At 72.1% G+C, this 26,312-nt stretch carries 21 protein-coding genes; 15 read left to right on the top strand and 6 right to left on the bottom strand.

The window, feature by feature from the left end:
* Positions 1–35: 35 nt before the first annotated feature.
* On the top strand, positions 36–458 hold the full coding sequence (locus tag ACWDYF_RS06925; RefSeq protein ID WP_389474477.1) for a Rieske (2Fe-2S) protein: 423 nt from the start codon (positions 36–38) through the stop codon (positions 456–458).
* A 28-nt stretch (positions 459–486) separates the two neighbouring features.
* On the opposite strand, the gene ACWDYF_RS06930 is transcribed toward ACWDYF_RS06925, so the two are convergent.
* On the bottom strand, positions 487–1,434 hold the full coding sequence (locus ACWDYF_RS06930; protein ID WP_389474490.1) for a hypothetical protein: 948 nt from the start codon (positions 1,432–1,434) through the stop codon (positions 487–489).
* Between the two features lie 385 nt (positions 1,435–1,819).
* On the opposite strand from ACWDYF_RS06930, the gene uvrC reads away from it, so the two are divergent.
* The 12 genes from uvrC (at position 1,820) to ACWDYF_RS06990 (ending at position 17,621) form a co-directional block, all read left to right on the top strand.
* Positions 1,820–3,997, top strand: coding sequence for an excinuclease ABC subunit UvrC (gene uvrC, locus ACWDYF_RS06935; protein WP_389474475.1), 2,178 nt, complete (start codon positions 1,820–1,822; stop codon positions 3,995–3,997).
* A complete protein-coding gene (gene rapZ / locus ACWDYF_RS06940; protein WP_381743836.1) occupies positions 3,994–5,100 on the top strand; it encodes an RNase adapter RapZ in 1,107 nt (368 codons plus the stop codon). Before uvrC ends, rapZ begins: the two co-directional genes overlap by 4 nt.
* A complete protein-coding gene (locus ACWDYF_RS06945) occupies positions 5,097–6,188 on the top strand; it encodes a gluconeogenesis factor YvcK family protein (RefSeq protein WP_018567607.1) in 1,092 nt (363 codons plus the stop codon). The genes rapZ and ACWDYF_RS06945 overlap by 4 nt, the downstream gene beginning before the upstream one ends.
* On the top strand, positions 6,179–7,168 hold the full coding sequence (whiA, locus tag ACWDYF_RS06950; protein ID WP_018567608.1) for a DNA-binding protein WhiA: 990 nt from the start codon (positions 6,179–6,181) through the stop codon (positions 7,166–7,168). The genes ACWDYF_RS06945 and whiA overlap by 10 nt, the downstream gene beginning before the upstream one ends.
* 772 nt (positions 7,169–7,940) lie before the next feature.
* A complete protein-coding gene (locus ACWDYF_RS06955) occupies positions 7,941–10,976 on the top strand; it encodes a M14 family zinc carboxypeptidase (RefSeq protein WP_389474472.1) in 3,036 nt (1,011 codons plus the stop codon).
* A gap of 250 nt (positions 10,977–11,226) precedes the next feature.
* On the top strand, positions 11,227–12,237 hold the full coding sequence (gap, locus tag ACWDYF_RS06960; RefSeq protein WP_018567610.1) for a type I glyceraldehyde-3-phosphate dehydrogenase: 1,011 nt from the start codon (positions 11,227–11,229) through the stop codon (positions 12,235–12,237).
* 164 nt (positions 12,238–12,401) lie between these two features.
* Positions 12,402–13,613 carry a phosphoglycerate kinase gene (locus ACWDYF_RS06965; protein WP_389474470.1) on the top strand — a complete coding sequence of 404 codons (1,212 nt, stop codon included), beginning with the start codon at positions 12,402–12,404 and terminating at the stop codon, positions 13,611–13,613.
* 5 nt (positions 13,614–13,618) lie between these two features.
* The gene (gene tpiA, locus ACWDYF_RS06970) at positions 13,619–14,395 is read left to right on the top strand and encodes a triose-phosphate isomerase (protein ID WP_018567612.1); all 777 of its coding nucleotides are present in this window, start codon (positions 13,619–13,621) and stop codon (positions 14,393–14,395) included.
* A gap of 108 nt (positions 14,396–14,503) precedes the next feature.
* On the top strand, positions 14,504–14,740 hold the full coding sequence (gene secG, locus ACWDYF_RS06975; RefSeq protein WP_078509975.1) for a preprotein translocase subunit SecG: 237 nt from the start codon (positions 14,504–14,506) through the stop codon (positions 14,738–14,740).
* 209 nt (positions 14,741–14,949) lie between these two features.
* Positions 14,950–15,285, top strand: coding sequence for an RNA polymerase-binding protein RbpA (locus tag ACWDYF_RS06980; RefSeq protein WP_003957010.1), 336 nt, complete (start codon positions 14,950–14,952; stop codon positions 15,283–15,285).
* A 134-nt stretch (positions 15,286–15,419) separates the two neighbouring features.
* On the top strand, positions 15,420–16,688 hold the full coding sequence (locus ACWDYF_RS06985) for an MFS transporter (protein ID WP_389474467.1): 1,269 nt from the start codon (positions 15,420–15,422) through the stop codon (positions 16,686–16,688).
* A 72-nt stretch (positions 16,689–16,760) separates the two neighbouring features.
* On the top strand, positions 16,761–17,621 hold the full coding sequence (locus ACWDYF_RS06990; protein ID WP_389474465.1) for a hypothetical protein: 861 nt from the start codon (positions 16,761–16,763) through the stop codon (positions 17,619–17,621).
* A gap of 78 nt (positions 17,622–17,699) precedes the next feature.
* Here ACWDYF_RS06990 and pgl read toward each other — a convergent pair whose 3' ends face one another.
* The 5 genes from pgl to tkt are packed head-to-tail and all read right to left on the bottom strand — an operon-like array spanning position 17,700 to position 24,401.
* The gene (gene pgl, locus ACWDYF_RS06995; RefSeq protein ID WP_389474463.1) at positions 17,700–18,482 is read right to left on the bottom strand and encodes a 6-phosphogluconolactonase; all 783 of its coding nucleotides are present in this window, start codon (positions 18,480–18,482) and stop codon (positions 17,700–17,702) included.
* Complete coding sequence (gene opcA, locus ACWDYF_RS07000) at positions 18,479–19,579, bottom strand: glucose-6-phosphate dehydrogenase assembly protein OpcA (RefSeq protein WP_389474461.1); 1,101 nt, start codon at positions 19,577–19,579, stop codon at positions 18,479–18,481. Before opcA ends, pgl begins: the two co-directional genes overlap by 4 nt.
* Positions 19,576–21,132: a glucose-6-phosphate dehydrogenase gene (zwf, locus tag ACWDYF_RS07005; protein WP_018567618.1), complete on the bottom strand. Its 1,557-nt coding sequence runs from the start codon at positions 21,130–21,132 to the stop codon at positions 19,576–19,578. Before zwf ends, opcA begins: the two co-directional genes overlap by 4 nt.
* 4 nt (positions 21,133–21,136) lie before the next feature.
* Complete coding sequence (tal, locus tag ACWDYF_RS07010) at positions 21,137–22,279, bottom strand: transaldolase (RefSeq protein WP_389474458.1); 1,143 nt, start codon at positions 22,277–22,279, stop codon at positions 21,137–21,139.
* A 34-nt stretch (positions 22,280–22,313) separates the two neighbouring features.
* Entirely contained in the window at positions 22,314–24,401 is a 2,088-nt protein-coding gene (gene tkt / locus ACWDYF_RS07015; protein WP_381743845.1) for a transketolase, read from the bottom strand.
* A gap of 432 nt (positions 24,402–24,833) precedes the next feature.
* Here tkt and ACWDYF_RS07020 point away from each other — a divergent pair, with 432 nt between their 5' ends.
* Positions 24,834–25,820, top strand: a complete 987-nt coding sequence (locus tag ACWDYF_RS07020) for a heme o synthase (RefSeq protein WP_389474455.1) — start codon at positions 24,834–24,836, stop codon at positions 25,818–25,820.
* A gap of 95 nt (positions 25,821–25,915) precedes the next feature.
* Positions 25,916–26,248: a hypothetical protein gene (locus ACWDYF_RS07025; protein ID WP_389474453.1), complete on the top strand. Its 333-nt coding sequence runs from the start codon at positions 25,916–25,918 to the stop codon at positions 26,246–26,248.
* Positions 26,249–26,312: the final 64 nt, after the last annotated feature.

Here is a 26,312-nt window from a genome sequence, read left to right on the forward strand (position 1 = left end):
CGAATCAGCGACCCGTAGCGACCAGTGGAGTCCCCATGCCAGGCCGTCCCCGCGCGAGCCGCCGTACGATCCTGCGCACGGCGGCCGTCACACCCGTCGCCGGGCTCGGGCTCGCCGCCTGCGGGCCGGAGGGCGGCGGCGCGGCCTCGGCCCCGACGGCACCGGTCGACCTCGGCGCCGAGAGCGAGATCCCCAAGGGCGGCGCCAAGCTGTTCACGGACCACAACGTGGTCGTCAGCCGGTCCGGGGACGGCGCGCTGAAGGCGTTCAGCACCATCTGCACCCACAGGGGGTGCGCGATCACCGAGCTGGAGGGGACGACGCTGACCTGCCCGTGCCACGGCAGTCAGTTCGACGCCGTCACCGGCCGGGTGGTGCGGTCCCCGGCCACGGTGCCGCTGGACACGCTCCCGGTCCACGCGGACGGCGGCAAGATCGTCGCGGGGCCCGGCGCCTGATCCCCGGGCCGCCGCGCGGTCCGGCCGGTCACTCCCAGTCCCAGCCGATCCCCACCACCCCCGGCCGCACCCGCGGCTCGACCAGGTGGACCGAACGGTGCCGCTCGCTCACCTCCAGTTCCTGGCGGCCCCCGCGCGGCGCCGCCGCCGACTGCTGGGCGAACCGGTGGCAGCGCACCGGGAGCGCACTCGCGTCGAACCGCACCTGGAGGGCGTACTGCCCGCCCGCCGCGTCGAAGGCGCGCAGATACTCGCCGGACACCCCGGCCGTGCCGTCCTCCACGGCGTAGCGGAACAGGAAGGTGTCCCCGGACCGCAGCCGGGTGTCGAAGAGGAACTCGGCCACCAGCACCCCCGTCCCGTGGTCCCGGCGCACCCGCCCGGCGCGGCAGTTCTCCTGCGCGTGCACGCGCATCTGCTCCGGCACGCACTCCGGGTCGCCCTGGTGCACGGCCAGGAACCGGTCCACGCCGTCCCGGTGGGCGCGCACGATGTGCTGCGACTCGCGCCAGGCCAGTTCCCGGCGCGCGCCGAGCCCCACCCGCTCGTGGTGCCCCAGGCACTGCAAACCGCCGTCGACCGGCGCGTCGAGCTCGGCCAGGAGGTCGCGCAGGACGTCCGACGCCTCGACGAGGGAGCGGTAGGAGCGGACGCCGGACTGCCGGGCGACCGGGCGCTCCCCGGTCTCGGCCAGCAGCCGGATCAGTGACTCGTCGGGCAGCTGGAGGATCTCCTCCAGGGCCCGCACGGCCCGCAGCGACTCGGGGCGCTGCGGGCGCCTGGCGCCCTGCTGCCAGTAGCTCAGACTGGTCACCCCGACCTTGACGCCGTACCGCGACAGATGGTGCTGCACGCGTTGCAGCGGCAGCCCGCGGGCGGCGATCGCGGCGCGCAGCGCCACATGGAACGGACCGCCCCGCAGGGCCGTGTCCAGTTCCGCGGTGGCGACGTCCTCCTGCTGGGGGGCGTGCGGCAGCATGCACGGGCCTCTCTGTGAAGGACGGACGACGGCTGGTCGGACCGTCCGCGCGGATCGCCGGGGCCGCCCCGCGGGCAGGGACGTGGGAGCCGCCGGCGTGCGCGCACGTCCGTGGACCGTCGTCCGCGGGCCCCGACTTCCCCCGCATTGAAGCGTGTTGACCAAGTCCCGACAACACCTTCGGCCCGGCCGGAGGCACTCCTGGCCGAGTCCGCACCCCGCCGCCGGACCCGGGCCTCGTCCACGGACCGGTCCCGGCACCGTGCGAAGACGGCTGGTCACAGCGGGTAGTCGCACGTCTGTCCAGGGGGTGGCCGGGCGGCTGTGCGGGGTTGTCCACAGGCTCATCGCCCTGTCACCGCTCGCCAGTAGGGTGTGAGACATGGCCGACCCCTCCAGCTACCGCCCCAGGCCGGGAGACATCCCGGACACCCCCGGGGTGTACAAGTTCCGCGACGAGCACCGCCGGGTGATCTACGTCGGAAAGGCGAAGAGCCTGCGCCAGCGCCTGGCGAACTACTTCCAGGACCTGGCGAATCTCCACCCGCGCACGCGCACGATGGTGACCACCGCCGCGTCCGTGGAGTGGACCGTGGTGTCCACCGAGGTCGAGGCCCTCCAGCTGGAGTACTCCTGGATCAAGGAGTTCGACCCCCGGTTCAACGTCAAGTACCGGGACGACAAGAGCTACCCCTACCTCGCCGTGACGATGAACGAGGAGTTCCCGCGCGTACAGGTCATGCGCGGCCACAAGAAGAAGGGCGTGCGCTACTTCGGTCCGTACGGGCACGCGTGGGCCATCCGCGACACCGTCGACCTGCTGCTGCGCGTCTTCCCGGTGCGCACCTGCTCGGCCGGCGTCTTCAGGAACGCCGCCCGCACCGGCCGCCCCTGCCTCCTCGGCTACATCGGCAAGTGCTCGGCGCCCTGCGTCGACCGGATCTCCGCCGAGGACCACCGGGAACTGGCCGAGGAGTTCTGCGACTTCATGGCCGGCCGCACCGGCACCTATCTGCGCCGCCTGGAGCAGCGCATGACAGCGGCGGCCGAGGAGATGGAGTACGAGCGGGCCGCCCGCCTGCGCGACGACATCGGTGCGCTGAAGAAGGCCATGGAGAAGAGCGCGGTCGTGCTCGCCGACGCGACCGACGCGGACCTCGTCGCCGTCGCCGAGGACGAGCTGGAGGCCGCCGTGCAGATCTTCCACGTGCGCGGCGGCCGGGTGCGCGGCCAGCGCGGCTGGGTGACCGACAAGGTGGAGGACGTCACCACCGGCGCCCTGGTCGAGCACGCCCTCCAGCAGTTGTACGGCGAGGAGACCGGCGACGCCGTCCCCAAGGAGGTCCTCGTCCCCGCCCTGCCCGACCCCCTGGAGCCGGTCCAGCAGTGGCTCACCGGCCGCCGCGGCGCGGGCGTGTCCCTGCGCATCCCGCAGCGCGGCGACAAGAAGGCCCTCATGGAGACCGTGCAGCGCAACGCCCTCCAGTCGCTCGCCCTGCACAAGACCAGGCGCGCCTCCGACCTGACCACCCGCTCGCGGGCCCTGGAGGAGATCGCCGACGCCCTTGGCCTGGACAGCGCCCCGCTGCGGATCGAGTGCTACGACATTTCCCATCTCCAGGGCGACGACGTGGTGGCCTCCATGGTCGTCTTCGAGGACGGGCTCCAGCGCAAGGGCGAGTACCGGCGCTTCCAGATCAAGGGTTTCGAGGGCCAGGACGACGTCCGCTCCATGCACGAGGTGATCACCCGCCGCTTCCGCCGGTACCTGGCTGAGAAGGAGCGGACCGGTGAGTGGGCCGACGGCGAGAGCGACGGCGCGCCCGACGGCGAGCAGACCACCGCACCCGCCCTCGCGCCCGGCGAAGGCCCCGGCGACACGCCCGACGCCCCGGCCGGCGCCCTCACCGAGGACGACGGACGCCCCAAGCGGTTCGCCTACCCGCCGCAGCTCGTCGTCGTCGACGGCGGCCGGCCGCAGGTCGCCGCCGCCCGCCGCGCCCTGGACGAGCTGGGCATCGACGACATCGCCGTGTGCGGCCTGGCCAAGCGTCTGGAGGAGGTATGGCTGCCCGGTGAGGACGACCCGGTGGTCCTGCCCCGCACCAGCGAGGGGCTGTATCTGCTCCAGCGGGTCCGCGACGAGGCCCACCGCTTCGCCATCACCTACCAGCGCACCCGGCGCGCCAAGCGCTTCCGGGCCGGCCCGCTGGACGAGGTGCCCGGCCTGGGCGAGACACGCAAGCGGGCGCTGCTCAAGCATTTCGGCTCGGTGAAGAGGCTGCGGTCCGCCACAATCGACCAGATCTGCGAGGTGCCGGGCATAGGCCGCAAGACGGCCGAGACCATCGCCGTGGCCCTCGCCCAGGCGGCCCCGGCCGCACCCGCCGTGAACACGGCGACCGGAGAGATCGTGGAAGACGCAGAAGACCCAGAAGACGCAGCAGGAGTAGAAGCCGCAGAAGACGCGGAGATGACGGAGCCCGGGGCGACGCCGGGCACCGCACAGCAGCCGGTGCCCATGGGCGGCCCGGCCGAACGACGGGGGCAGGAGACATGACCGAGCACGAGAAGCAGTCCGCGGCGCCACGAGAACAGGCGCGGACGGAGCAACCCGGCCGGACCCCCGGGGAGACCCCCGGGGCGTCACGGGAACCGGCGCACGACGCCGCACAGGACACCGCGCACGGCGCACCGCAGGACGGCACGCACGACGCGGCGCAGGAGGACCGGCAGCAGCCGGACCAGGACCACGGAGCACAGGTGAGTACGGGCATCGACACGGCGGGCGTCCCCGAGGCGGCCATCCCCGAACTGGTGATCATCTCCGGCATGTCGGGGGCCGGCCGGTCCACGGCGGCCAAATGCCTGGAGGACCTCGGCTGGTTCGTCGTGGACAACCTGCCGCCCGCGCTGATCCCCACCATGGTGGAGCTGGGCGCCCGTTCGCAGGGCAACGTCGCGCGCATCGCCGTCGTCGTCGACGTCCGCGGCCGCCGCTTCTTCGACAACCTCCGTGAGTCCCTCGCGGACCTGGAGGCCCGCAACGTCACACGGCGGATCGTCTTCCTGGAGTCCTCCGACGAGGCCCTGGTGCGCCGCTTCGAGTCGGTGCGCCGCCCGCACCCCCTCCAGGGCGACGGCCGGATCGTCGACGGCATCGCCGCCGAGCGGGAACTGCTGCGCGAGCTGCGCGGCGACGCCGACCTGGTCATCGACACCTCCAGCCTCAACGTGCACGAACTGCGCGCCAAGATGGACGCCCAGTTCGCCGGCGAGGAGGAGCCCGAGCTGCGGGCCACCGTGATGTCGTTCGGCTTCAAGTACGGCCTGCCGGTCGACGCCGACCTGGTCGCCGACATGCGGTTCCTGCCCAACCCGCACTGGGTGCCGGAACTGCGCCCCTACACCGGGCTCAACGAGGAGGTCGCCGGGTACGTCTTCAACCAGCCCGGCGCCAAGGAGTTCCTGGACCGCTACGCCGAACTGCTGCGGCTCATCGCGGCCGGCTACCGCCGGGAGGGCAAGCGGTACGTGACCATCGCCATCGGCTGCACGGGCGGCAAGCACCGCTCGGTGGCCATGTCGGAGAAGCTCGCCGCGCGACTCGCGGCCGAGGGTGTGGAGACGGTCGTCGTCCACCGGGACATGGGGCGCGAGTGACCGGACGTACTCCCCGGCTGAGCAGGCTGCGCCGCGTGGTCCCCGAGGGCCGTGCGGGCCGCCTGGCGGCCGGTGCGGCCAGCCGGCCGGCCGAGGCGCGCGGCGCCCGGCCGCGGCGCCGCGGCGCCCAGCCCAAGGTGGTCGCCCTCGGCGGCGGCATGGGCCTGTCCGCCTCGCTCGCCGCGCTGCGCCGGATCACCGGCGACCTCACCGCCGTGGTCACCGTCGCCGACGACGGCGGCTCCAGCGGGCGCCTGCGCGACGAACTCGGTGTGCTGCCGCCCGGCGATCTGCGCAAGGCGCTGGCGGCGCTGTGCGGCGACGACGACTGGGGCCAGACCTGGGCCCGTGTCATCCAGCACCGCTTCACCTCCCAGGGCGACCTGCACGACCACGCGGTCGGCAATGTGCTGATCGTCGCCCTGTGGGAGCAGCTCGGCGACCACGTGCAGGCTCTCGACCTGGTCGGCAAGCTGCTGGGCGCGCACGGCCGGGTGCTGCCCATGTCCGCCGTACCGCTGGAGTTGCAGGCCCTGGTCAAGGGGCACGACCCGGAGCGGCCCGAGGACGTCGACACCGTCCGCGGGCAGGCGACCGTCGCGCTCACCCCGGGCGAGGTGCAGTCCGTGCACCTGGTGCCGCACGACCCGCCCGCCGTCCCCGAGGCCGTCGAGGCGGTCCTGGACGCGGACTGGGTGGTGCTCGGTCCCGGCTCCTGGTTCTCCTCGGTCATCCCGCATCTGCTGGTGCCCCAGCTCCTCGACGCGCTCACCGAGACCAAGGCCCGCCGGGTGCTCTCCTTGAACCTCGCCCCGCAACCGGGAGAAACCGCCGGCTTCTCCCCGCAGCGTCATTTGGAGGTTTTGGGACGACACGCCCCTAAACTCGCCCTGGACGTGGTGCTGGCCGACGAGGCCGCCGTGCCCGACCGCGACGTCCTCACCGAGGCCGCCAAGCGGTTCGGCGCCGCGGTCGAGCTGGCGCCGGTCGCCCGGAGGGACGGAACTCCGCGGCACGACCCGGAGCTGCTGGCCGCCGCGTACGACCGTATTTTTCGGATGCATGGAAGGATCGGCCCATGGCGATGACGGCAGCGGTGAAGGACGAGATCTCCCGGCTCCCCGTCACCCGGACCTGCTGCAGGAAGGCGGAGGTCTCCGCCATCCTGCGGTTCGCCGGCGGCCTCCACCTGGTCAGCGGGCGCATCGTGATCGAGGCGGAACTGGACACCGCGATGGCGGCGCGGCGTCTGAAGCGGGACATCCTGGAGATCTTCGGGCACAGCTCGGAGCTGATCGTGATGGCGCCCGGCGGCCTGCGGCGCGGCTCGCGCTACGTGGTCCGGGTCGTCGCGGGCGGCGACCAGCTGGCCCGGCAGACCGGCCTGGTCGACGGCCGGGGCCGCCCGATCCGCGGCCTGCCCCCGCAGGTGGTCTCGGGGGCCACCTGCGACGCGGAGGCCGCCTGGCGCGGGGCGTTCCTGGCGCACGGCTCGCTCACCGAGCCCGGCCGCTCCTCGTCCCTGGAGGTCACCTGCCCGGGACCGGAGGCCGCGCTCGCCCTCGTCGGCGCCGCGCGTCGGCTCTCCATCGCCGCCAAGGCCCGCGAGGTCCGCGGAGTGGACCGGGTGGTCGTCCGTGACGGTGATGCGATCGGCGCGCTGTTGACGCGTCTGGGTGCCCATGAGTCCGTGCTGGCCTGGGAGGAGCGGCGGATGCGCCGCGAGGTCCGCGCCACGGCGAACCGGCTGGCCAATTTCGACGACGCCAACCTGCGCCGCTCGGCCCGCGCGGCGGTCGCGGCCGGTGCCCGGGTGCAGCGCGCCCTGGAGATCCTCGCCGACGACGTGCCCGAGCACCTGGCGGCGGCGGGGCGGCTGCGCATGGAGCACAAGCAGGCGTCCCTGGAGGAGCTGGGGGCGCTCGCCGACCCGCCGCTGACCAAGGACGCCGTGGCCGGGCGCATCCGCAGACTGCTGGCCATGGCCGACAAGCGCGCCGGAGACCTGGGCATCCCGGGCACGGAGGCCAATCTCAGCGAGGAGCTGGCGGACAACCTCGCGGGCTGAGCGGGTGCGCCGCGCGGCAGGGCCCGCCCGCGAGAGCGGCCGGGCCCCGGCCCGGCCCGGACGGGACACGGGCGCCACCGGGCCATGTGCCGCGGCACAGCCCGCCCGGCGCCCCCACCCGGCCCCCGCCCCCTGGCCGAGCCCGCTCCACCTCCACCGGACGCGACCGGCTCCCCGCTCGCGCCGGACCCGGCCGGAGCGCCTTTCCCGCCGGTTCTGGCGGGCTCCGCCCTTCCGCCGGGCGCGATCAGCACCCCTCTTCTCGGTCCGGGCCCGGCCGGTGCCCCCTGGCCGCCGGGTCCGGTGGGCTCTTCTCCCGCACCCGGCGCGACCGGCCCTCCTCCCGGGCCTGACCCCGCCGAGCTCCCCGTCCCCCCAGGTCCGGCCGTGCCGGTGGCAGATAGCCGACGGCCGGTCGCCGGTCCCGGTCGCCGTCGGGCTCCGCTGCCGCCCCCGTATGCCGGGGGCCGCGCGCCGCCGCGGAGGCGACCGCCGGTAGGCGCCACCGGCCGCCCGTCCCGCTGCCGCCCCTCCCGCCCCTTCCACCCGTCCCGTCCTGTCGGCCGTCGCACCGGTCCGCCCCACCCTTGTGCATCTGTGCATCTGTGCATCTGTGCATCTGTGCATCTGTGCGTCCTGCGCACCCGTTGCCCAGGCGTGGGGGCCGGGTTCCGGTGTTCCCCTGACTCAAGAGGCACCCTTGACCCGTTCCCGCAGTGACATGAACCTGGCAGGCGTGCGCCATGGTGGCGGACCACCGCCGGGGGGTTCCATGAGACACCGAGCGAGATCGATCCTTGCCGTCGCCGCGCTCCTGCTCGCAGGGGCGGGCCTGACGCCCGCCGCCCAGGCGCGGAGCGGAAGCGCACCGGGGCCGCACCCGGACGAGGTGAAGGTCTTCCGCGCCGAGGTCACCGCACAGCAGATGCCCCTGCTGCTGAAGGCGGGGCAGGACGCCCATGAACTCGGGTCCCGCCCGGCCGCGAACGGCCGCACCCCCGTCGAGCTGTATCTGACCGACGCCCAGGCCGGGAAGCTGCGCGCCCAGGGCGTCCGGCTCACCGAGCACGACCTGGCCTCCACGGCGCAGCGGCGGGTGCGCGCCGCCGGGCAGGGCGTCTTCCGGCCCTACAGCGGCAGGAGCGGGCTCGCGGCGGAGATCGAGGCGACCGCCCGCGACCACCCCGACCTCACCAAGGTCGTCTCCCTCGGCAGGACGGTCCGCGGCCAGGACATCCTCGCGCTGAAGCTCACCAGCGGCGCGCGGCGGACGGCGGACGGCACCAAGCCCGCCGTGCTCTACCTGTCCAACCAGCACGCGCGCGAGTGGATCACGCCGGAGACGACCCGTCGGCTGATGCACCACTACCTGGACCACTACCGCACCGACCGGCGTATCAGGAAGATCGTCGACACCACCGAGCTGTGGTTCGTCCTCTCCGCCAACCCGGACGGCTACGACTACACCTTCCAGGACGACAGCACCCGGCTGTGGCGCAAGAACCTGAGGGACAACAACGGCGACGGGGTCATCTCCAGCGGCGACGGCGTCGACCTCAACCGCAACTTCCCGTACAAGTGGGGCTACGACGACGAGGGTTCGTCGCCGGGACCGGCCAGTGAGACGTACCGCGGCCCGGCCCCGGCCTCCGAGCCGGAGACGCGGGCGCTCGACCGGTTCGAGAAGCGCATCGGGTTCCGGTACGCCGTCAACTACCACTCGGCCGCCGAACTGCTCCTCTACGGCGTCGGCTGGCAGGTCGCCACGCCGACCCCGGACGACGTCCTCTACAAGGCGCTGGCCGGCACGCCGGACAGACCGGCGATCCCGGGCTACCGCTCGCAGCTGTCCTCGGAGCTGTACACCACCAACGGCGAGGCGGACGGCCACGCGGCCAACGTCAACGGCACGGCGATGTTCACCCCCGAGATGGCGACCTGCGAGACCGCCTCGGACGCCGACCCGGACGACGCCTGGAACGCCGCCGACTGCCGGTCGGTGTTCAACTTCCCGGACGACGAGAAACTGATCGAGCGGGAGTTCGAGAAGAACCTCCCGTTCGCGCTCGCCGTCGCCGAGACCGCCGCCCACCCCGACCGGCCGAGTTCGCCGGTCGGCCTGGACGCCCCCGACTTCACCCCGGCCGCCTTCGGGACGTCGTACGCGCGCGGCGCCGACCAGGAGGTCTCGGTCGTCGCCCGCAGGTCCGTGCGGGACAAGGAACTGCGCTACCGCGTCAACGGCGGCCGCACCCAGGTGCGCGCCCTGCGTCCCTGGAAGGGCGGCACGACCTACGGCGGTGCCGACCACCTTTACTTCGACGAGTACCGGGCCCGGGTCCACGGCGCGGCACCGGGGGACCGGGTGGAGGTGTGGTTCACCGGCCGCACCGGCACCGGCACCGCGCCCACGCTCATGCCCACGTCCCCACCGGCCCCCACCCTCACCCCCACCCCCACCCCTGCGTCCGCGTCCGCGTCCGGAGCGGGAACGGCGAGCGAGCACTTCACCTACACCGTGGCCCGCCGCCCGCGCGCCGACACGCTCGTCGTCGCCGAGGAGGGCGCGCCCGCCACACGGACGCGCGCGTACGTGGACGCGCTGCGGTCCGCCGGGCGCACGGCGGCCGTCTGGGACGTCGCGACCCAGGGCGCGCCCGACGCGCTCGGCGTACTGAAGCACTTCGGCACGGTCGTGCACTACTCGGGCGCCCCCGGGCCGGGCAACGCCACCCAACTCCGGTTGCGCGCCTACCTCAACGAGGGCGGCAGGCTGATCGAGGCGGGCGAGCAGGCCGGCGGCAGCGTCGATCTGGGCGGCGGGAACCTCTCGGACGACTTCGGCCAGTACTGGCTGGGCGCCTTCTCGCACACCCCGACGCCGGGCGCCACCGGCTTCACCGGCTCCGGGCCGCTGGCCGGCTTCTCCGGCACGCTCGGCGACGCGCCCGGCCACCCGCTGGACCGGGCCGGTGCCTACGAGGTGACCTCCGAGCAACTGCCGCCGGACACGTACCCGCAGTTCGCGAGCGCGGGCGCGGGACGGTTCGCCGGGACGGCCGACCCGTACGCCCCCTACGCGGGCGCGGGGATGGCGGCCGCCGTGCACACCGACGACGCCTACAAGCGCCTCACCCGCACCGTCGACCTCACCAAAGTCACCGCGGCGGACCGGCCCGCCCTGCGCACCCGTCTGCTGTGGGACACCGAGCGCGGCTACGACCACGTACTGCTGGAGGCGCACACCGGCGCCGACGACTGGACGACGCTCCCGGAGGCGGGCGGCGCGACGAGCGCCGCCGTGCCCGCCGAGTGCGGCGCCGGGTTTCTGATCGAGGACCATCCCTGGCTGAAGCACTATCTGACGCCGGACACCGGCGGCTGCGCCGCGCACGGCACGAGCGGGGCGTGGAACAGCCTCACCGGCTCCTCCGGCGGCTGGCGGCAGGTGAGCTTCGACCTGAGCGCGTACGCCGGACGGACGGTCGAGGTCTCCCTCGCCTACGTCACCGACCCGGGCACCGGCGGTCACGGCGTCCTCGCCGACGACGCCTCGCTCGTCGTCGGCGGCGCCGCGCGGGACACCGAGGGCTTCGAGACGTCTCTCGGCCCCTGGCGGGTGCCGGGACCGCCGCCGGGCAGCCCGGCCGTCGTCAAGGACTGGGCCCGTACCGGCGTCCTCTTCCGGACGTACGGAGCGGTCGCCACGGGCCGGACCGTGCTGCTCGGATTCGGTCTGGACCACCTCACCTCGGAGGCCGGTCGCGCCGCCCTCCTGCGGCGGGCGATCGCGGCACTCGACAAGTGAGCCGGGGCCTGCACGAAAGAGTGATGAATGCGGTCAACGCGCACTGACACTCCGTACCGAAATGGAGTGAACCGGACGCGGGGCCGCGGCGGCCCGTACCCCTACTGCCGGGTACGGGCCGCCGTGCCGTTCAGGGGGTCTCCGAATGTCACCCCGGGGGGCTCAGGGAGGTAGGGTCGGGGGTGGTCGGGGACATCCCAAATACAGCTCGCCGGCGTCGAAACCGGCGTACCAACGAGGAGATCGGTTCGTGACGATCCGCGTAGGCATCAACGGCTTTGGCCGCATCGGTCGTAACTACTTCCGCGCGCTGCTGGAGCAGGGTGCGGACATCGAGATCGTGGCTGTCAACGACCTGGGTGACACCGCGACCACCGCTCACCTGCTGAAGTACGACACCATCCTCGGCCGCCTCAAGCAGGAGGTCACGCACACCGAGGACAGCATCACCGTCGACGGCAGGACCATCAAGGTCCTCTCCGAGCGCAACCCGGCCGACATCCCCTGGGGTGAGCTGGGCGTGGACATCGTCATCGAGTCCACCGGCATCTTCACCAAGAAGGAAGACGCCGCCAAGCACCTGGCCGGCGGCGCGAAGAAGGTCCTCATCTCGGCCCCCGCCAAGGACGAGGACATCACCATCGTCATGGGCGTCAACCAGGACGAGTACGACCCGGCGAACCACAACATCATCTCGAACGCCTCCTGCACCACCAACTGTGTGGCGCCGATGGCGAAGGTCCTCGACGAGAACTTCGGCATCGTCCGGGGTCTGATGACCACGGTGCACGCGTACACCAACGACCAGCGCATCCTGGACTTCCCGCACAAGGACCTGCGCCGCGCCCGCGCCGCCGCCGAGAACATCATCCCGACCACCACCGGTGCCGCCAAGGCCACCGCCCTGGTCCTGCCGCAGCTCAAGGGCAAGCTGGACGGCATCGCGATGCGCGTCCCGGTCCCCACCGGCTCGGCCACCGACCTGGTCGTCACCCTCCAGCGCGACGTCACCAAGGACGAGGTCAACGCCGCGTTCAAGAAGGCCGCCGAGGACGGCGCGCTCAAGGGCTACCTCGTCTACACCGAGGACCCGATCGTCTCCTCGGACATCGTGGGCGACCCGGCCTCCTGCACCTTCGACTCGTCCCTGACCATGGTCCAGGACGACAAGTCGGTGAAGATCCTCGGCTGGTACGACAACGAGTGGGGCTACTCCAACCGCCTCGTCGACCTCACGGTCTTCGTCGGCGACCAGCTCTGATCGGCAGAGCAGGCACCTCGATGTGAGAACAGGGCTCGGGCAGCGCACCTCGGCGCGGTCCGGGCCCTGACGCACGTACGGCGAGCCGGGCCGCCCGGCCCGCCCGCGTGCGGATCGACCGGTCCTCGTACGATCAAGAGCCCCTCCTCAGGAGTCCCATTCCCATGAAGACGATCGACGAACTCCTCACCGAAGGCGTGGACGGCAAGCGGGTCTTCGTCCGCGCCGACCTGAACGTGCCGCTGGCCGACGGTGTCATCACCGACGACGGCCGCATCCGCGCCGTGCTGCCCACCGTCAAGGCGCTCGCCGACGCCGGCGCCAAGGTGATCGTGGCCTCCCACCTGGGCCGACCCAAGGGCGCCCCGGACCCCGCCTTCTCGCTGCTGCCCGCCGCCGAACGGCTCGGTGAACTCCTCGGCACCCCCGTGGCCTTCGCCCAGGACACCGTCGGCCCCGCCGCGCACGCCGCCGTCGACGGCCTTGAGCCCGGCCAGGTCGCGGTCGTCGAGAACCTGCGCTTCAACCCGGGTGAGACGTCCAAGGACGACGCCGAGCGCGGCGAGTTCGCCGACGCCCTCGCCGCCCTCGCCGACGTCTACGTCGGCGACGGCTTCGGCGCGGTGCACCGCAAGCACGCCTCCGTCTACGACCTGCCGGCCCGGCTGCCGCACTACGCCGGGTACCTCATCGCCACCGAGGTCGGCGTCCTGAAGAAGCTCACCGAGGACGTCAAGCGGCCCTACGTCGTCGCCCTCGGCGGTGCCAAGGTCTCCGACAAGCTCGCCGTCATCGACCAGCTCCTCGGCAAGGCCGACCGGCTGCTCATCGGCGGCGGCATGGCCTACACCTTCCTCAAGGCGCAGGGCCACGAGATCGGCAAGTCGCTCCTCCAGGAGGACCAGATCCCGGCCGTCCGGGAGTATCTGGAGCGCGCCGAGAAGACCGGCGTCGAGCTGGTGCTGCCGGTGGACACGCTGGTCGCGCCCGCCTTCCCGGACCTGAGGACCAAGGCCCCGGCCCACCCCGCCACCGTCGCGGTGGACGCCATCCCGGCCGACCAGGAGGGCCTGGACATCGGCCCGCGCACCCAGGAGCTGTACGCCTCGAAGCTCGCCGACGCCGCCACCGTCTTCTGGAACGGCCCGATGGGCGTCTTCGAGCACCCCGACTTCGCCGAGGGCACCAAGGCGGTCGCCCAGGCCCTCGTCGACTCCGACGGCTTCACCGTGGTCGGTGGCGGCGACTCCGCCGCCGCCGTCCGTACGCTCGGTTTCGACGAGAACGCATTCGGCCACATCTCGACCGGTGGCGGCGCCTCCCTCGAATACCTCGAGGGCAAGACGCTCCCCGGCCTCGCAGCACTGGAGGACTGACCTCAATGACCACCCGCACGCCGCTGATGGCGGGCAACTGGAAGATGAACCTCAACCACCTCGAGGCCATCGCGCACGTCCAGAAGCTCGCCTTCGCCCTGGCCGACAAGGACTACGACGCCGTGGAGGTCGCCGTCCTGCCGCCCTTCACCGACCTGCGCTCGGTGCAGACCCTGGTCGACGGCGACAAGCTCAAGATCAAGTACGGCGCCCAGGACATCTCGCAGCACGACTCGGGCGCCTACACCGGCGAGATCTCGGGCCCGATGCTGGCCAAGCTCAAGTGCACCTACGTGGTGATCGGCCACTCCGAGCGCCGCCAGTACCACAACGAGACCGACGAACTGGTCAACGCCAAGGTCAAGGCCGCCTACAAGCACGGCCTGACCCCGATCCTGTGCGTCGGCGAGGAACTGGACGTCCGCGAGGCGGGCAACCACGTCTCCCACACCCTCGCCCAGGTCGAGGGCGGCCTCAAGGACCTCCCGGCCGAGCAGGCCGAGTCCGTCGTGATCGCCTACGAGCCCGTCTGGGCCATCGGCACCGGCAAGGTCTGCGGCGCCGGGGACGCCCAGGAGGTCTGCTCCGCGATCCGCGCCAAGGTCGCCGAGCTGTACTCCCAGGACCTGGCCGACAAGGTCCGCATCCAGTACGGCGGCTCGGTCAAGTCGGGCAACGTCGCCGAGATCATGGGCCAGGCCGACATCGACGGCGCCCTGGTCGGCGGCGCCTCGCTGGACGCCGACGAGTTCGTCAAGATCATCAGGTTCCGCGAGCAGTGAAACCGGACGTGAGTAGGCGGTAGCGGCGATACGTCGTACTCTTGCGGGGGCACAGCCGAGGTGCTGTGCCCCTGTCGTCCATCCGAATCCGAGGAAGTTGGTCCAGCCGTGGTTTTGGGGTTCTCGATCACCCTGATCGTCTTCAGCCTGCTGATGATGCTGCTGGTGCTGATGCACAAGGGGAAGGGCGGCGGCCTCTCCGACATGTTCGGTGGCGGCATGCAGTCGTCCGTCGGCGGCTCCTCCGTCGCCGAGCGCAACCTGGACCGCATCACCGTGGTGGTCGGCCTGCTCTGGTTCGCGTGCATCATCGTCCTCGGCCTGCTGATGAAGTCCAACAGCTGACGAGCCGGCGGACACCGCACATTCCGCACGTAAAGCCCCATGGTCGGTACGCGCCCTGTAGCGCGGCCTATCATGGGGCTTGCGTCTGTGCACGGGGGACGGTAACTCCCCACACTGGACGCGCGTTGGGCCTTACGTAGACTGAGGCGCTCGCGGCGAAGCGGTACGCCGACTCGCTTCGCGGCACCATCACGCAGGGAGTTACGACCGTGGCAAGTGGCAACGCGATCCGGGGAAGCCGGGTCGGGGCGGGGCCGATGGGCGAGGCCGAGCGCGGCGAGTCCGCGCCGCGCCTGCGCATCTCCTTCTGGTGCTCCAACGGACACGAGACACAGCCCAGTTTCGCCAGCGACGCACAGGTCCCCGACACCTGGGACTGCCCGCGCTGCGGCTTCCCGGCCGGACAGGACCGGGACAACCCGCCGGACCCGCCGCGCACCGAGCCGTACAAGACGCACCTGGCGTACGTACGGGAGCGGCGCAGCGACGCGGACGGCGAGGCGATCCTCGCCGAGGCGCTCGCCAAACTCCGGGGCGAGATCTAGTACCTGACGTCCCGTCGGGTACCGCTCGGGCGCCCGGGACGACACCGGCCCCACCCGGGCGGCAGGCCGCCGCCGGCCGATTGTCAGTGGTGCCCTCTACGGTTTGTGCATCAGCGAATCGTGAGGGGGCGGCGATGACGACGGTCGACGCGGCACAGGCCGTGGCACAGCCCGCGTGGCGCGGGGCGTTCGGACGGCTGTGGAGCGCGGCCGTGCTGTCCAGCTTCGGTGACGCGCTGCGCACGGCCGCGCTGCCGCTGCTCGCCGCCTCGCTGACCGATGACCCCCTGCTCATCGCCTCGGTCACCGCCTGCGGCTATCTGCCCTGGATCGTCTTCGGACTGCTCGGCGGAGCCGTCGCCGACCGGGTGGACCAGCGCCGCGCGATGGGAGCGGTGGACGCGGTACGCGCGCTGCTGGTCGGTGCCTTCGCGGTGGCCGTCGCCCTCGGGCACGCCTCGATCGGGCTGCTCATCGCCCTGGCCTTCGCGCTGACCACGCTCCAGACCCTCTTCGACAACGCGGCGACGGCCCTGCTGCCCGCCCTGGTGGACCGCGAGGCGCTCGGCAGCGCCAACACCCGGCTGATGACGGGGCAGCGCGTCGCCGGCGGCCTCGTGGGCGCTCCGGTGGTGCCCGTACTGATCGCGGCCGGGGCCGCCGTCCCCTTCGCGGCCGACGCCGTCACCTTCCTGCTGGCCGCCGTGCTGGTCGCCTCGCTGCGCACCGCGGCGCCCCCGCGCCCGCCGAGACCGGCGGGCAGCACCCTGCGCCGGGAGATCGCCGAGGGACTGCGTGTGCTGCGCCGGGACCGCGCCCTGCGTGCCCTGTGCACCGCCACCGCCCTGTGCAATGTGGGCATGGGCGCCCTCATCGCCACCCTGGTCGTCCTGGTGACCGGCCGGCTGCACACCGGGCCCGGCGGCTACGCGGCGGCGACCACCGCCTACACCGTGGGCAGCCTGGCCGGGGGAGCGGTCAACCGGCCGCTCGTGGCCCGGCTCGGCCGGACCCGGGCCGTGCTGCTGGCCGGTCTGACGCAGATCGCCGCGCTCCTCGTCATCGGCACGGTGCGCGACCTGGCCGCCCTGGTGGCCGCGATGGCCGTCTTCGGCCTCATGGGCATGGTCTGGAACGTCAACACCACCACGCTGATGCAGCAGCGCAGCCCCGAAGGGCTGCTGGGCCGGGTCAGCGCCGCCTTCCGGACCCTCGCGGTCGCCGGGGCACCGCTGGGCGCCCTGCTCGGCGGCGCCGTCGCCGCCGCGTGGGGCCCGAACACCCCGGCGCTGCTCGCGGCCGCGTTCTTCGTGCTGTCCGTCTGCGCGCTGACGCCCGTGCGCGCACAGCCCGAAGTCGGAACCGGGGAAGGGGAAGTGACGTCTCATCAGTCCACCGGATGAGCCGAGGGGGGCGCGGCGCGGGTGCCGTACACTCCTGACGATCATCAGAGCCGTCACTCGGGGGAGTTCGACATGGCTGGTGCACCACAGGGCTGGCTGAGCGGGGAACTGTCGGCGCGGTCGCTGCTGCGGCCCAGGGAGGTCGCGCGGGCGGTGTTCCACCCGGCCTGGATCCCGCCCGCACTCGATCCGGACGTGGAGAAGCTCAAGCGCGTGCGGATCATCGCCGGGACGGTCGCGGCCGTCGGTGTCTACACCGTCGTGCAGGGCGGCTTCGCCTTCGACGAGATGCTGGAGAACATGCTGACGGCCTCCGTCGTCCTGCTGTTCGTCACCCCGCTCACCGTGGGGGCGATGCTCTACCGGTGGCGCCGCACCGGCCCGGTCCGGGAGCTGAGGCAACCGCTGCTGCGGTCGATGCAGTTGCTGCTGGCCTTCGTCGGGACCATCGTCGGCACCGTCGTGCTGTGGAAGCTGGCGGCGGGCAGCGGACTGCTCGTGCTGCTGCTCGGACTCGCCGCCCTGTGGCTCACCGTCTTCGTCGGCTACGGCGCCTACCTGGTCTCGGGGAACTTCTTCGGCACCGCGGTCGTGCACCGCTGCCTGCCGCCGCTGCTCGCCACGGTGACGAGCTGGCTGATGGCCCTGCCCGACCTGGCCACCGGCGACCTGCACGGGCTCAGCCTCACCCTGGGGGTGCTGTTCGTCCTCGGCGCGCCGGTCACCGTGACCGGCATATCCCTGCTGGAGATGGGCCGCCTGCGCAGCCGCCACGGCATCCGCCTGGACACCCACCCCGCCGTCCGTCCCCGCCCGGTCCCGCCGAGGCCGGCCGCACCCCCGCCGTACATCCCGCCCCAGCCCCCGCACGCACCCCAGCCCCCGCACGCACCGCGGAACCCGTACGCGCGGCGGAACCCGTACGGCCGCTGACCGCGACGCACGGACGGGGGCGGCGCGGGCACGACGCCCGCGCCACCCCCGTCGGGTGTTCGAGTCTCCGGTGACCGGTCAGGCCGACGCCGGTGGATACAGCGACCTGGGCAACTGCGCAGCGGCCGCCGTGTCCAGCAGCCACAGCGTGCGGGCCCGGCCGTGGGCGCCCGCCGCCGGGGCCTGCACCTCGCCCGCGCCGGACAGCGCCATCGCCACCGCGTTCGCCTTGTCCTCGCCCGCCGCGAGCAGCCACACCTCGCGGGCCGAGCGGATCGCGGGCAGCGTCAGCGAGATCCGGGTGGGCGGCGGCTTCGGCGAGCCGTGCACCCCGACGACCGTGCGCTCCGTCTCCCGCACCCCCGGATGCTCGGGGAACAGGGACGCCACATGCGTGTCCGGGCCGACGCCCAGCATCAGCACGTCGAAGGTCGGCACCGCGCCGTGGTTCTCCGGCCCCGCCGCGCGTGCCAGCTCCTCGGCGTAGGCGTCGGCCGCCGCCTCGACGTCCGTGCCGTAGGGGCCGTCCGACGCGGGCATGATGTGCACGCGCTTCGGGTCCAGCGGTACGGAGTCCAGCAGCGCCTGCCGGGCCTGGGTGATGTTGCGCTCGGGGTCGCCCTCGGGCAGGAACCGCTCGTCGCCCCACCACAGGTCCAGGCGCGTCCAGTCGACGGCGTCCCGGGCGGGTGCTGCCGCCAGCGCGGCCAGCACGCCGTTGCCGTTGCGCCCGCCGGTCAGCACCACGGACGCCGAACCCATCGACGCCTGCGCGTCCACGATCTTCGTGATCAGCCGGGCCGCGGCGGCCTGCGCCATCAGCTCCTTGTCACGGTGGACGACCAGCTGCGGAGTGCTCACTTCGCCGCCGCCTTCCGGGTCGGGGACTTGCGCGCGGTCTTCGCGGCGCCGCGCCGCGCGGGCGCCTTCGCCGTGTCCTCCTCGCGGGTGGCCACCGCGACCGGACCCTCGGCGTCCGCCCCGTCGGCGTCCGCCCCCTCGGCGTCAGTCGGCCCGCCGACCGCTCCGTCGCCGCCGTTCAGCCGCTCGACGCCGTAACGCAGCGCCGAGGCGTAGGTGTCGTCCGGGTCGAGGCGCCGCAGCTCCTCCGCTATCAGCTCGGCCGTGTCGCGCCGCTTCAGCGCGACCGCCCGCTCCGGCTGGCCCTGGATGGCCAGCGTGGCCAGCCTGCCGTCGGCCCGGTCCAGCCGGATCGGACCGCAGCTCGTGTCCATCCGGACCCCGGTCAGCCCGGGACCGGCCGACGGCGAACGCTTCACCGGCACGTCCAGCCGGTCCGCCAGCCACATCGCCAGCAGCTCACAGCTCGGGTTGGACTCCTCGCCCTCCACCTCGACCGACTGGACCTCGCAGGTCACCTGGTCGAGCGCGGCGGCCAGCATGGAACGCCAGGGCGTGATCCGGGTCCACGCGAGATCCGTGTCGCCCGGGGTGTACGCGGCGGCCCGCGCGGTCAGTTCCCGCACCGGCCGCTCGCAGGCGTAGGTGTCGGTGACCCGGCGCTGGGCCAGCGCGCCCAGCGGGTCCTCGGCCGGGGCCGGCGGGCCGTTCACCGGCCACCACACGACGACCGGCGCGTCCGGCAGCAGCAGCGGCAGCACCACCGACTGGGCGTGGTCGCAGACCTCGCCGTACAGCCGCAGCACGACCGTTTCGCCCGCACCCGCCTCCGCGCCGAGGCGCACCTCGGCGTCCAGCCGCGAGGACGTGCGGTCGCGCAGGGTGCGCGAGACCCGCCGGATGACGACCAGGGTCCGCGAGGGGTGTTCGCGGGAGGCGTCAGCGGCGGCCTTGAGCGCGTCGTAGGCGTTCTCCTCGTCGGTGACGATGACGAGGGTCAGCACCATGCCGACCGCAGGGGTGCCGATCGCGCGGCGGCCCTGCACGAGCGCCTTGTTGATCTTCCCGGCGTTGGTGTCGGTCAGGTCGATCTTCATGGCCTGCGCCAGCTCCGTCCGTCTCGTGCGAGCATCTCGTCGGCCTCGGCCGGCCCCCATGTCCCGGACGCGTACTGCGCGGGCCTGCCGTGGCTGTCCCAGTACCGCTCGATCGGGTCGAGGATCTTCCAGGACAGCTCGACCTCCTCGGTGCGCGGGAAGAGGTTGGAGTCGCCCAGCAGCACGTCCAGGATCAGCCGCTCGTACGCCTCCGGGCTGGACTCGGTGAAGGACTCGCCGTAGGCGAAGTCCATCGAGACGTCCCGGATCTCCATCGACGTGCCCGGCACCTTGGAGCCGAACCGCACGGTCACGCCCTCGTCGGGCTGTACCCGGATGACGACCGCGTTCTGGCCCAGCTCCTCCGTCGCCGTGGTGTCGAAGGGGGAGTGCGGGGCCCGCTGGAAGACCACCGCGATCTCGGTGACCCGGCGGCCCAGCCGCTTGCCGGTGCGCAGATAGAAGGGGACGCCCGCCCAGCGGCGGTTGTCGATGCCCAGCTTCACGGCCGCGTAGGTGTCGGTCTTGGACTTCGGGTCGATGCCGTCCTCTTCGAGGTACCCGATGACCTTCTCGCCGCCCTGCCAGCCGGCCGCGTACTGGCCGCGCACGGCGGAGGCGCCGAGGTCCCTGGGCAGCCGGACGGCGCCGAGCACCTTCTCCTTCTCCGCCGCCAGCGCGTCCGCGTCGAAGGAGGACGGCTCCTCCATCGCGGTGAGCGCCATCAGCTGGAGCAGGTGGTTCTGGATGACGTCGCGGGCGGCGCCGATGCCGTCGTAGTAGCCGGCCCGGCCGCCGATGCCGATGTCCTCGGCCATGGTGATCTGCACATGGTCCACGAAGGACCGGTTCCAGATCGGTTCGAACATGGTGTTGGCGAAGCGGAGCGCCAGGATGTTCTGGACGGTCTCCTTGCCCAGGTAGTGGTCGATGCGGAAGACCTGGTCCGGGGCGAAGACCTCGTGGACGACCTTGTTCAGCTCCTCGGCCGACTCCAGGTCGTGGCCGAACGGCTTCTCGATGACCGCGCGCCGCCAGGAGCCGCCCGTCTGGTCGGCCAGCTGGTGCTTCTTGAGCTGCTGGATGACGACCGGGAAGGACTTCGGCGGGACGGACAGGTAGAAGGCGAAGTTGCCGCCCGTGCCCTGCGCCTTGTCCAGCTCGTCGATCGTGGCGCGCAGCCGCTCGAACGCCTCGTCGTCGTCGAAGGTGCCCTGGACGAAGCGCATGCCCTGGCTGAGCTGCTGCCAGACCTCCTCGCGGAAGGGCGTGCGCGCGTGTTCCTTGACGGCGTCGTGCACGACCTGCGCGAAGTCCTCGTGCTCCCAGTCGCGCCGGGCGAAGCCGACGAGCGAGAAGCCCGGCGGCAGCAGACCCCGGTTGGCGAGGTCGTACACGGCGGGCATCAGCTTCTTGCGGGACAGGTCGCCCGTGACGCCGAAGATGACCAGGCCCGACGGCCCCGCGATACGCGGGAGCCGTCGGTCGGCGGGGTCACGGAGCGGGTTCGCTCCGCTGCCGGAAAGACCGGAAAGCCCGGAAAGAGACGACAAGGCGTCAGCCCTCCGCGGGGGCGAGGCGCTCCAGCTCCGCCTCGGTCGACTTCAGCAGGTCGTTCCAGGAGGACTCGAACTTCTCGACGCCCTCGTCCTCCAGGACCCGGACGACGTCGTCGTAGGAGATCCCGATCCTCTCCAGGGCGTCCAGGTCGGCGCGGGCCTGCGCGTAGGTGCCGCGGACCGCGTCGCCGCGGATCTCGCCGTGGTCCTCGGTGGACTCCAGGGTGGCCTCGGGCATGGTGTTCACCGTGTTCGGCGCCACCAGCTCCTCGACGTACATGGTGTCCTTGTACGCCTTGTCCTTCACCCCGGTGGAGGCCCACAGCGGGCGCTGCTTGTTGGCGCCCGCGTTCTCCAGCGCGCTCCAGCGGTCGGAGGGCTGTGTCGAACTGTCGCCAGAGGCGAACACCTCCTCGTACGCCTGGTAGGCGAGGCGCGCGTTGGCCACACCGGCCTTGCCGCGCAGCGCCTTGGCCTCGTCGGTGCCCAGTTCGTCGATGCGCCGGTCGATCTCGGTGTCGACGCGGGAGACGAAGAAGGACGCCACCGAGTGGATCTTCGAAAGGTCCAGGCCGCGCTCCCTGGCCTTCTCCAGGCCGGTCAGGAAGGCGTCCATGACCTTGCGGTAGCGCTCCAGCGAGAAGATCAGCGTGACGTTGACGCTGATGCCGTTGCCGATGGTCTCGGCGATCGCCGGCAGACCCGCCTCGGTGGCCGGGATCTTGATGAGGGTGTTGGGGCGGTCCACCAGCCAGGCCAGCTGGCGGGCCTCGGCGACCGTCGCCCTGGTGTTGTGGGCGAGCCGCGGGTCGACCTCGATGGAGACCCGGCCGTCCTGGCCGTCGGTGGCGTCGAAGACCGGGCGCAGGATGTCGGCGGCGTCGCGGACGTCCGCCGTGGTGATCATGCGGATGGCCTCTTCGACGGTGACCCGGCGGGCCGCGAGGTCGGAGAGCTGCTGGTCGTAGCCGTCGCCCTGCGAGATCGCCTTCTGGAAGATCGTCGGGTTGGTGGTGACGCCCACGACGTGCTGCTGGTCGATCAGCTCGGCGAGGTTGCCGGACGTGATCCGCTTGCGCGACAGGTCGTCCAGCCAGATCGCGACGCCTTCATCGGAGAGGCGCTTGAGTGCGTCTGTCATGGAAATTGCATCTCCTACGTGTCGTATATGAGCGTCAGCGCTGGGTGGCGGCGAGGGATTCCCGGGCCTTGGCGACCACGTTCTCGGCGGTGAAACCGAATTCGCGGAACAGCACCTTGGCGTCGGCGGAGGCACCGAAGTGCTCCAGGGAGACGATGCGTCCGGCGTCGCCGACGTACTTGTACCAGGACAGCGCGACACCGGCCTCGACCGCGACGCGCGCCCGCACGGCCGGGGGCAGCACGCTCTCCCGGTACCCCTGGTCCTGCTCCTCGAACCACTCGACGCACGGCATGGACACCACGCGCGTGGGGACGCCGTCGGCCTGGAGCCGCTCGCGCGCCTCGACGGCGAGCTGCACCTCGGAACCGGTGGCGATCAGGATGACCTCGGGCTCGCCGCCCTCGGCGTCGAACAGCACATAGCCGCCCTTGGCCGCGTCGTCGTCCGGCTCGTACGTCGGCACGCCCTGGCGGGTGAGCGCGAGGCCGTGCGGGGCGCCCTTGCCGTACTCCTTGGTCCAGCGGCGCTGGATCTCGGCCCAGGCGATGGCCGTCTCGTTGGCGTCGGCCGGACGGACGATGTTCAGGCCGGGGATGGCACGCAGCGAGGCGAGGTGCTCGACGGGCTGGTGGGTCGGGCCGTCTTCGCCGAGGCCGATGGAGTCGTGCGTCCACACGTACGTCACCGGCAGGTGCATCAGGGCGGACAGGCGCACGGCGTTGCGCATGTAGTCGGAGAAGACCAGGAAGGTGCCGCCGTACACGCGCGTGTTGCCGTGCAGCGTGATGCCGTTCAGCTCGGCGCCCATCGAGTGCTCGCGGATGCCGAAGTGGATGGTGCGGCCGTAGGGGTCCGCCTCCGGGAGCGGGTTGCCCGCAGGGAGGAAGGAGGACGTCTTGTCGATGGTGGTGTTGTTGGAGCCGGCCAGGTCGGCGGAGCCGCCCCACAGCTCGGGCAGCACCTCGCCGAGCGCCTGGAGCACCTTGCCGGAGGCCGCGCGGGTCGCCACGCTCTTGCCCGCCTCGAAGACCGGGATCTTCTCGGCCCAGCCGGCGGGCAGCTCGGCGGCGGCGATGCGGTCGAACTCGGCGGCCCGCTCCGCGTGGCTGTCGCGCCACGCCTGGAAGGACTTCTCCCAGTCCTCGCGCGCCTGCCGGCCGCGCTCCAGCGCCTGCCGGGTGTGGCCGATGACCTCGTCGGAGACGTCGAAGTGCTTGTCCGGGTCGAAGCCGAGGACGCGCTTGGTGGCCGCGACCTCGTCCTCGCCCAGCGCCGAGCCGTGCGCGGCCTCGGTGTTCTGGGCGTGCGGGGCCGGCCAGGCGATGATCGAGCGCATCGCGATGAACGACGGCCGGTCGGTGACCGCCTTGGCCGCCTGGATCGCGGCGTAGATCGCCTGCGGGTCCAGGTCGCCGTCCTCCTTGGCCGCCACGCGCTGCACGTGCCAGCCGTAGGCCTCGTACCGCTTGACGGTGTCCTCGGAGACGGCGGTCTCGGTGTCGCCCTCGATCGAGATGTGGTTGTCGTCCCACAGCAGGATCAGGTTGCCGAGCTTCTGGTGGCCGGCCATCGAGGACGCCTCGGCCGAGATGCCCTCCTGGAGGCAGCCGTCACCGGCGACGCAGTAGATGAAGTGGTCGAAGGGCGACTCGCCCTGCGGGGCCTCGGGGTCGAAGAGGCCGCGCTCGTAGCGGGCGGCCATCGCCATGCCCACCGCGTTGGCCACACCCTGTCCGAGCGGGCCCGTGGTGGTCTCCACCCCGGCGGTGTGCCCGTACTCGGGGTGGCCCGGGGTCTTGGAGCCCCAGGTGCGGAAGGACTCCAGGTCCGCCAGCTCCAGGCCGAAGCCGGCCAGGTAGAGCTGGGTGTAGAGCGTCAGGGAGGAGTGGCCGGCGGACAGCACGAAGCGGTCGCGCCCCACCCACTGCGGATCGGCCGGGTCGTGCCGCATCACCTTCTGGAAGAGGGTGTACGCGGCGGGAGCCAGACTCATGGCCGTACCGGGATGGCCGTTTCCGACCTTCTGTACGGCATCGGCGGCCAGGACGCGCGCGGTGTCCACCGCGCGCTGGTCCAACTCGGTCCACTCGAGGTCTGTGGTGGTCGGCTTGGTGCTCACCCTGGGTCAGGGCTCCTCTCCACATGTCGGATGCCGGTGCGTGTGTCCACGCACGGGCTGCCGGCGTTCTCGGCGTCGGCCGGCCGTTGTTGAGCCTACCCCCGTAAAGACGTGCGTTTTTTCGAGTCATTCAAGACTGACGGGACTACGGGAAATCCGCCTCTCGGCCAACCGGGAGTGAATTCGGCACCTGAATAGGGGACCGCTCATCCGATCGCTCGATCGAGCCGGGCCGCGCCCGTTCGAAGGGGTGCCCGGCGGGGGAGCCGGCCGGGCCGGAAGGCCCTGGCCGGACGGCCGCCGGGCGGGCGCGGCCAACACGACCCCACCCCCGCGAATGTCCGGGTCTGGGCAACGTCTACAGTGGCGTGGTACGCGCGAGCCTTTACCCTGCGTTCATGGGGCGGGGCTCGCTGGGAGTCTCTGTCAGGGGTGTGCGTGACGGCCGTCGAATCCCGTCCTGGGGGTCCCTCCCAGGCCCTTAAGGCCCTGGGGGAGGGACTACTCGGTGCAGGCCAGAGCCCGAGCCACCGGCCGTTCGGGGCCCGGGTCAAGGCGTTCGTGGCACTGACCAAGCCGCGGATCATCGAGCTGCTGCTGATCACCACCGTGCCGGTGATGTTCCTGGCACAGCAGGGTGTGCCCAGCCTCAGGCTGGTGCTGCTCACCTGCGTCGGCGGTTATCTGTCCGCGGGCGGCGCCAACGCGCTGAACATGTACATCGACCGCGACATCGACGCGCTGATGGACCGCACCTCGCAGCGTCCGCTGGTCACCGGAATGGTCAGCCCGCGCGAATGCCTCGCCTTCGGCATCGGCCTGGCGGTCGTCTCCACGCTGCTGTTCGGATTCACCGTCAACTGGCTGTCGGCCTGGCTGTCGCTCGGCGCGCTCCTCTTCTACGTCGTCGGCTACACGATGATCCTCAAACGGCGTACGTCGCAGAACATCGTGTGGGGCGGCATCGCCGGCTGCCTGCCGGTGCTCATCGGCTGGTCGTCCGTCACGAACTCCATGTCGTGGGCGCCGGTCATCCTCTTCCTCGTGATGTTCTTCTGGACGCCGCCGCACTACTGGCCGCTGTCCATGAAGGTCAAGGAGGACTACGCGCGCGTGGGCGTGCCGATGCTCCCGGTCGTCGCCTCCAACAAGGTGGTCGCCCGGCAGATCGTGATCTACAGCTGGGTGATGGTCGTCGTCTCGCTGCTGCTGACCCCGCTGGGCTACACCGGCTGGTTCTACACCGTGGTCGCCCTGCTGTCCGGCGGCTTCTGGCTGTGGGAGGCGCACGGGCTCCAGAACCGCGCCAAGGCCGAGGTGACCGGCACGAAGCTCAAGGAGATGCGGCTGTTCCACTGGTCGATCACCTATGTGTCGATCCTGTTCGTCGCGGTGGCGGTGGACCCCTTCCTGCACTGACCCAGCAGCATCTGCGCCGTCCGGGCGGGGTGCGTGGCCAAGGCCACGCACCCCGCCCGTCGCCGTTGTGCCTACCCGTCGGTAGCATCCTGGCCATGGCAGACACGCAGCAGGTTGACCCCAGGGCCGAGCGCAAGGCGGCCCGCCTCGCCCACCGGATCGGCTCCTTCTCCACGGCGCACGGCGGCGCCGAGGGGCAGGTCGCGTACCTCGGCGAGCGCGGTGCCCGGATCGTCCTCGTCGGCGAGGACGGCACCTGGGGCGACATCGTGGCCCCCACCTTGGCCATCGCCGAGCAGGCCGTGCGGAAGGCGGGGATCACCGTCCACGAGTCCTTCGACGGCGAGTTCGCCGCCAAGGTGAAGACGGGCCCGTACGAGTGGACCCGCATGGCGGGCATTCAGCTCGGCGGCCCCGCCAACCGCTGACCGGGGCGCACGGAACGCAGTCGGCCGGTGCTTCGGCGGGGAACCTGGACCAGGTTCCCCGCCG

Source organism: Streptomyces sp. NPDC003284, from assembly GCF_053589675.1.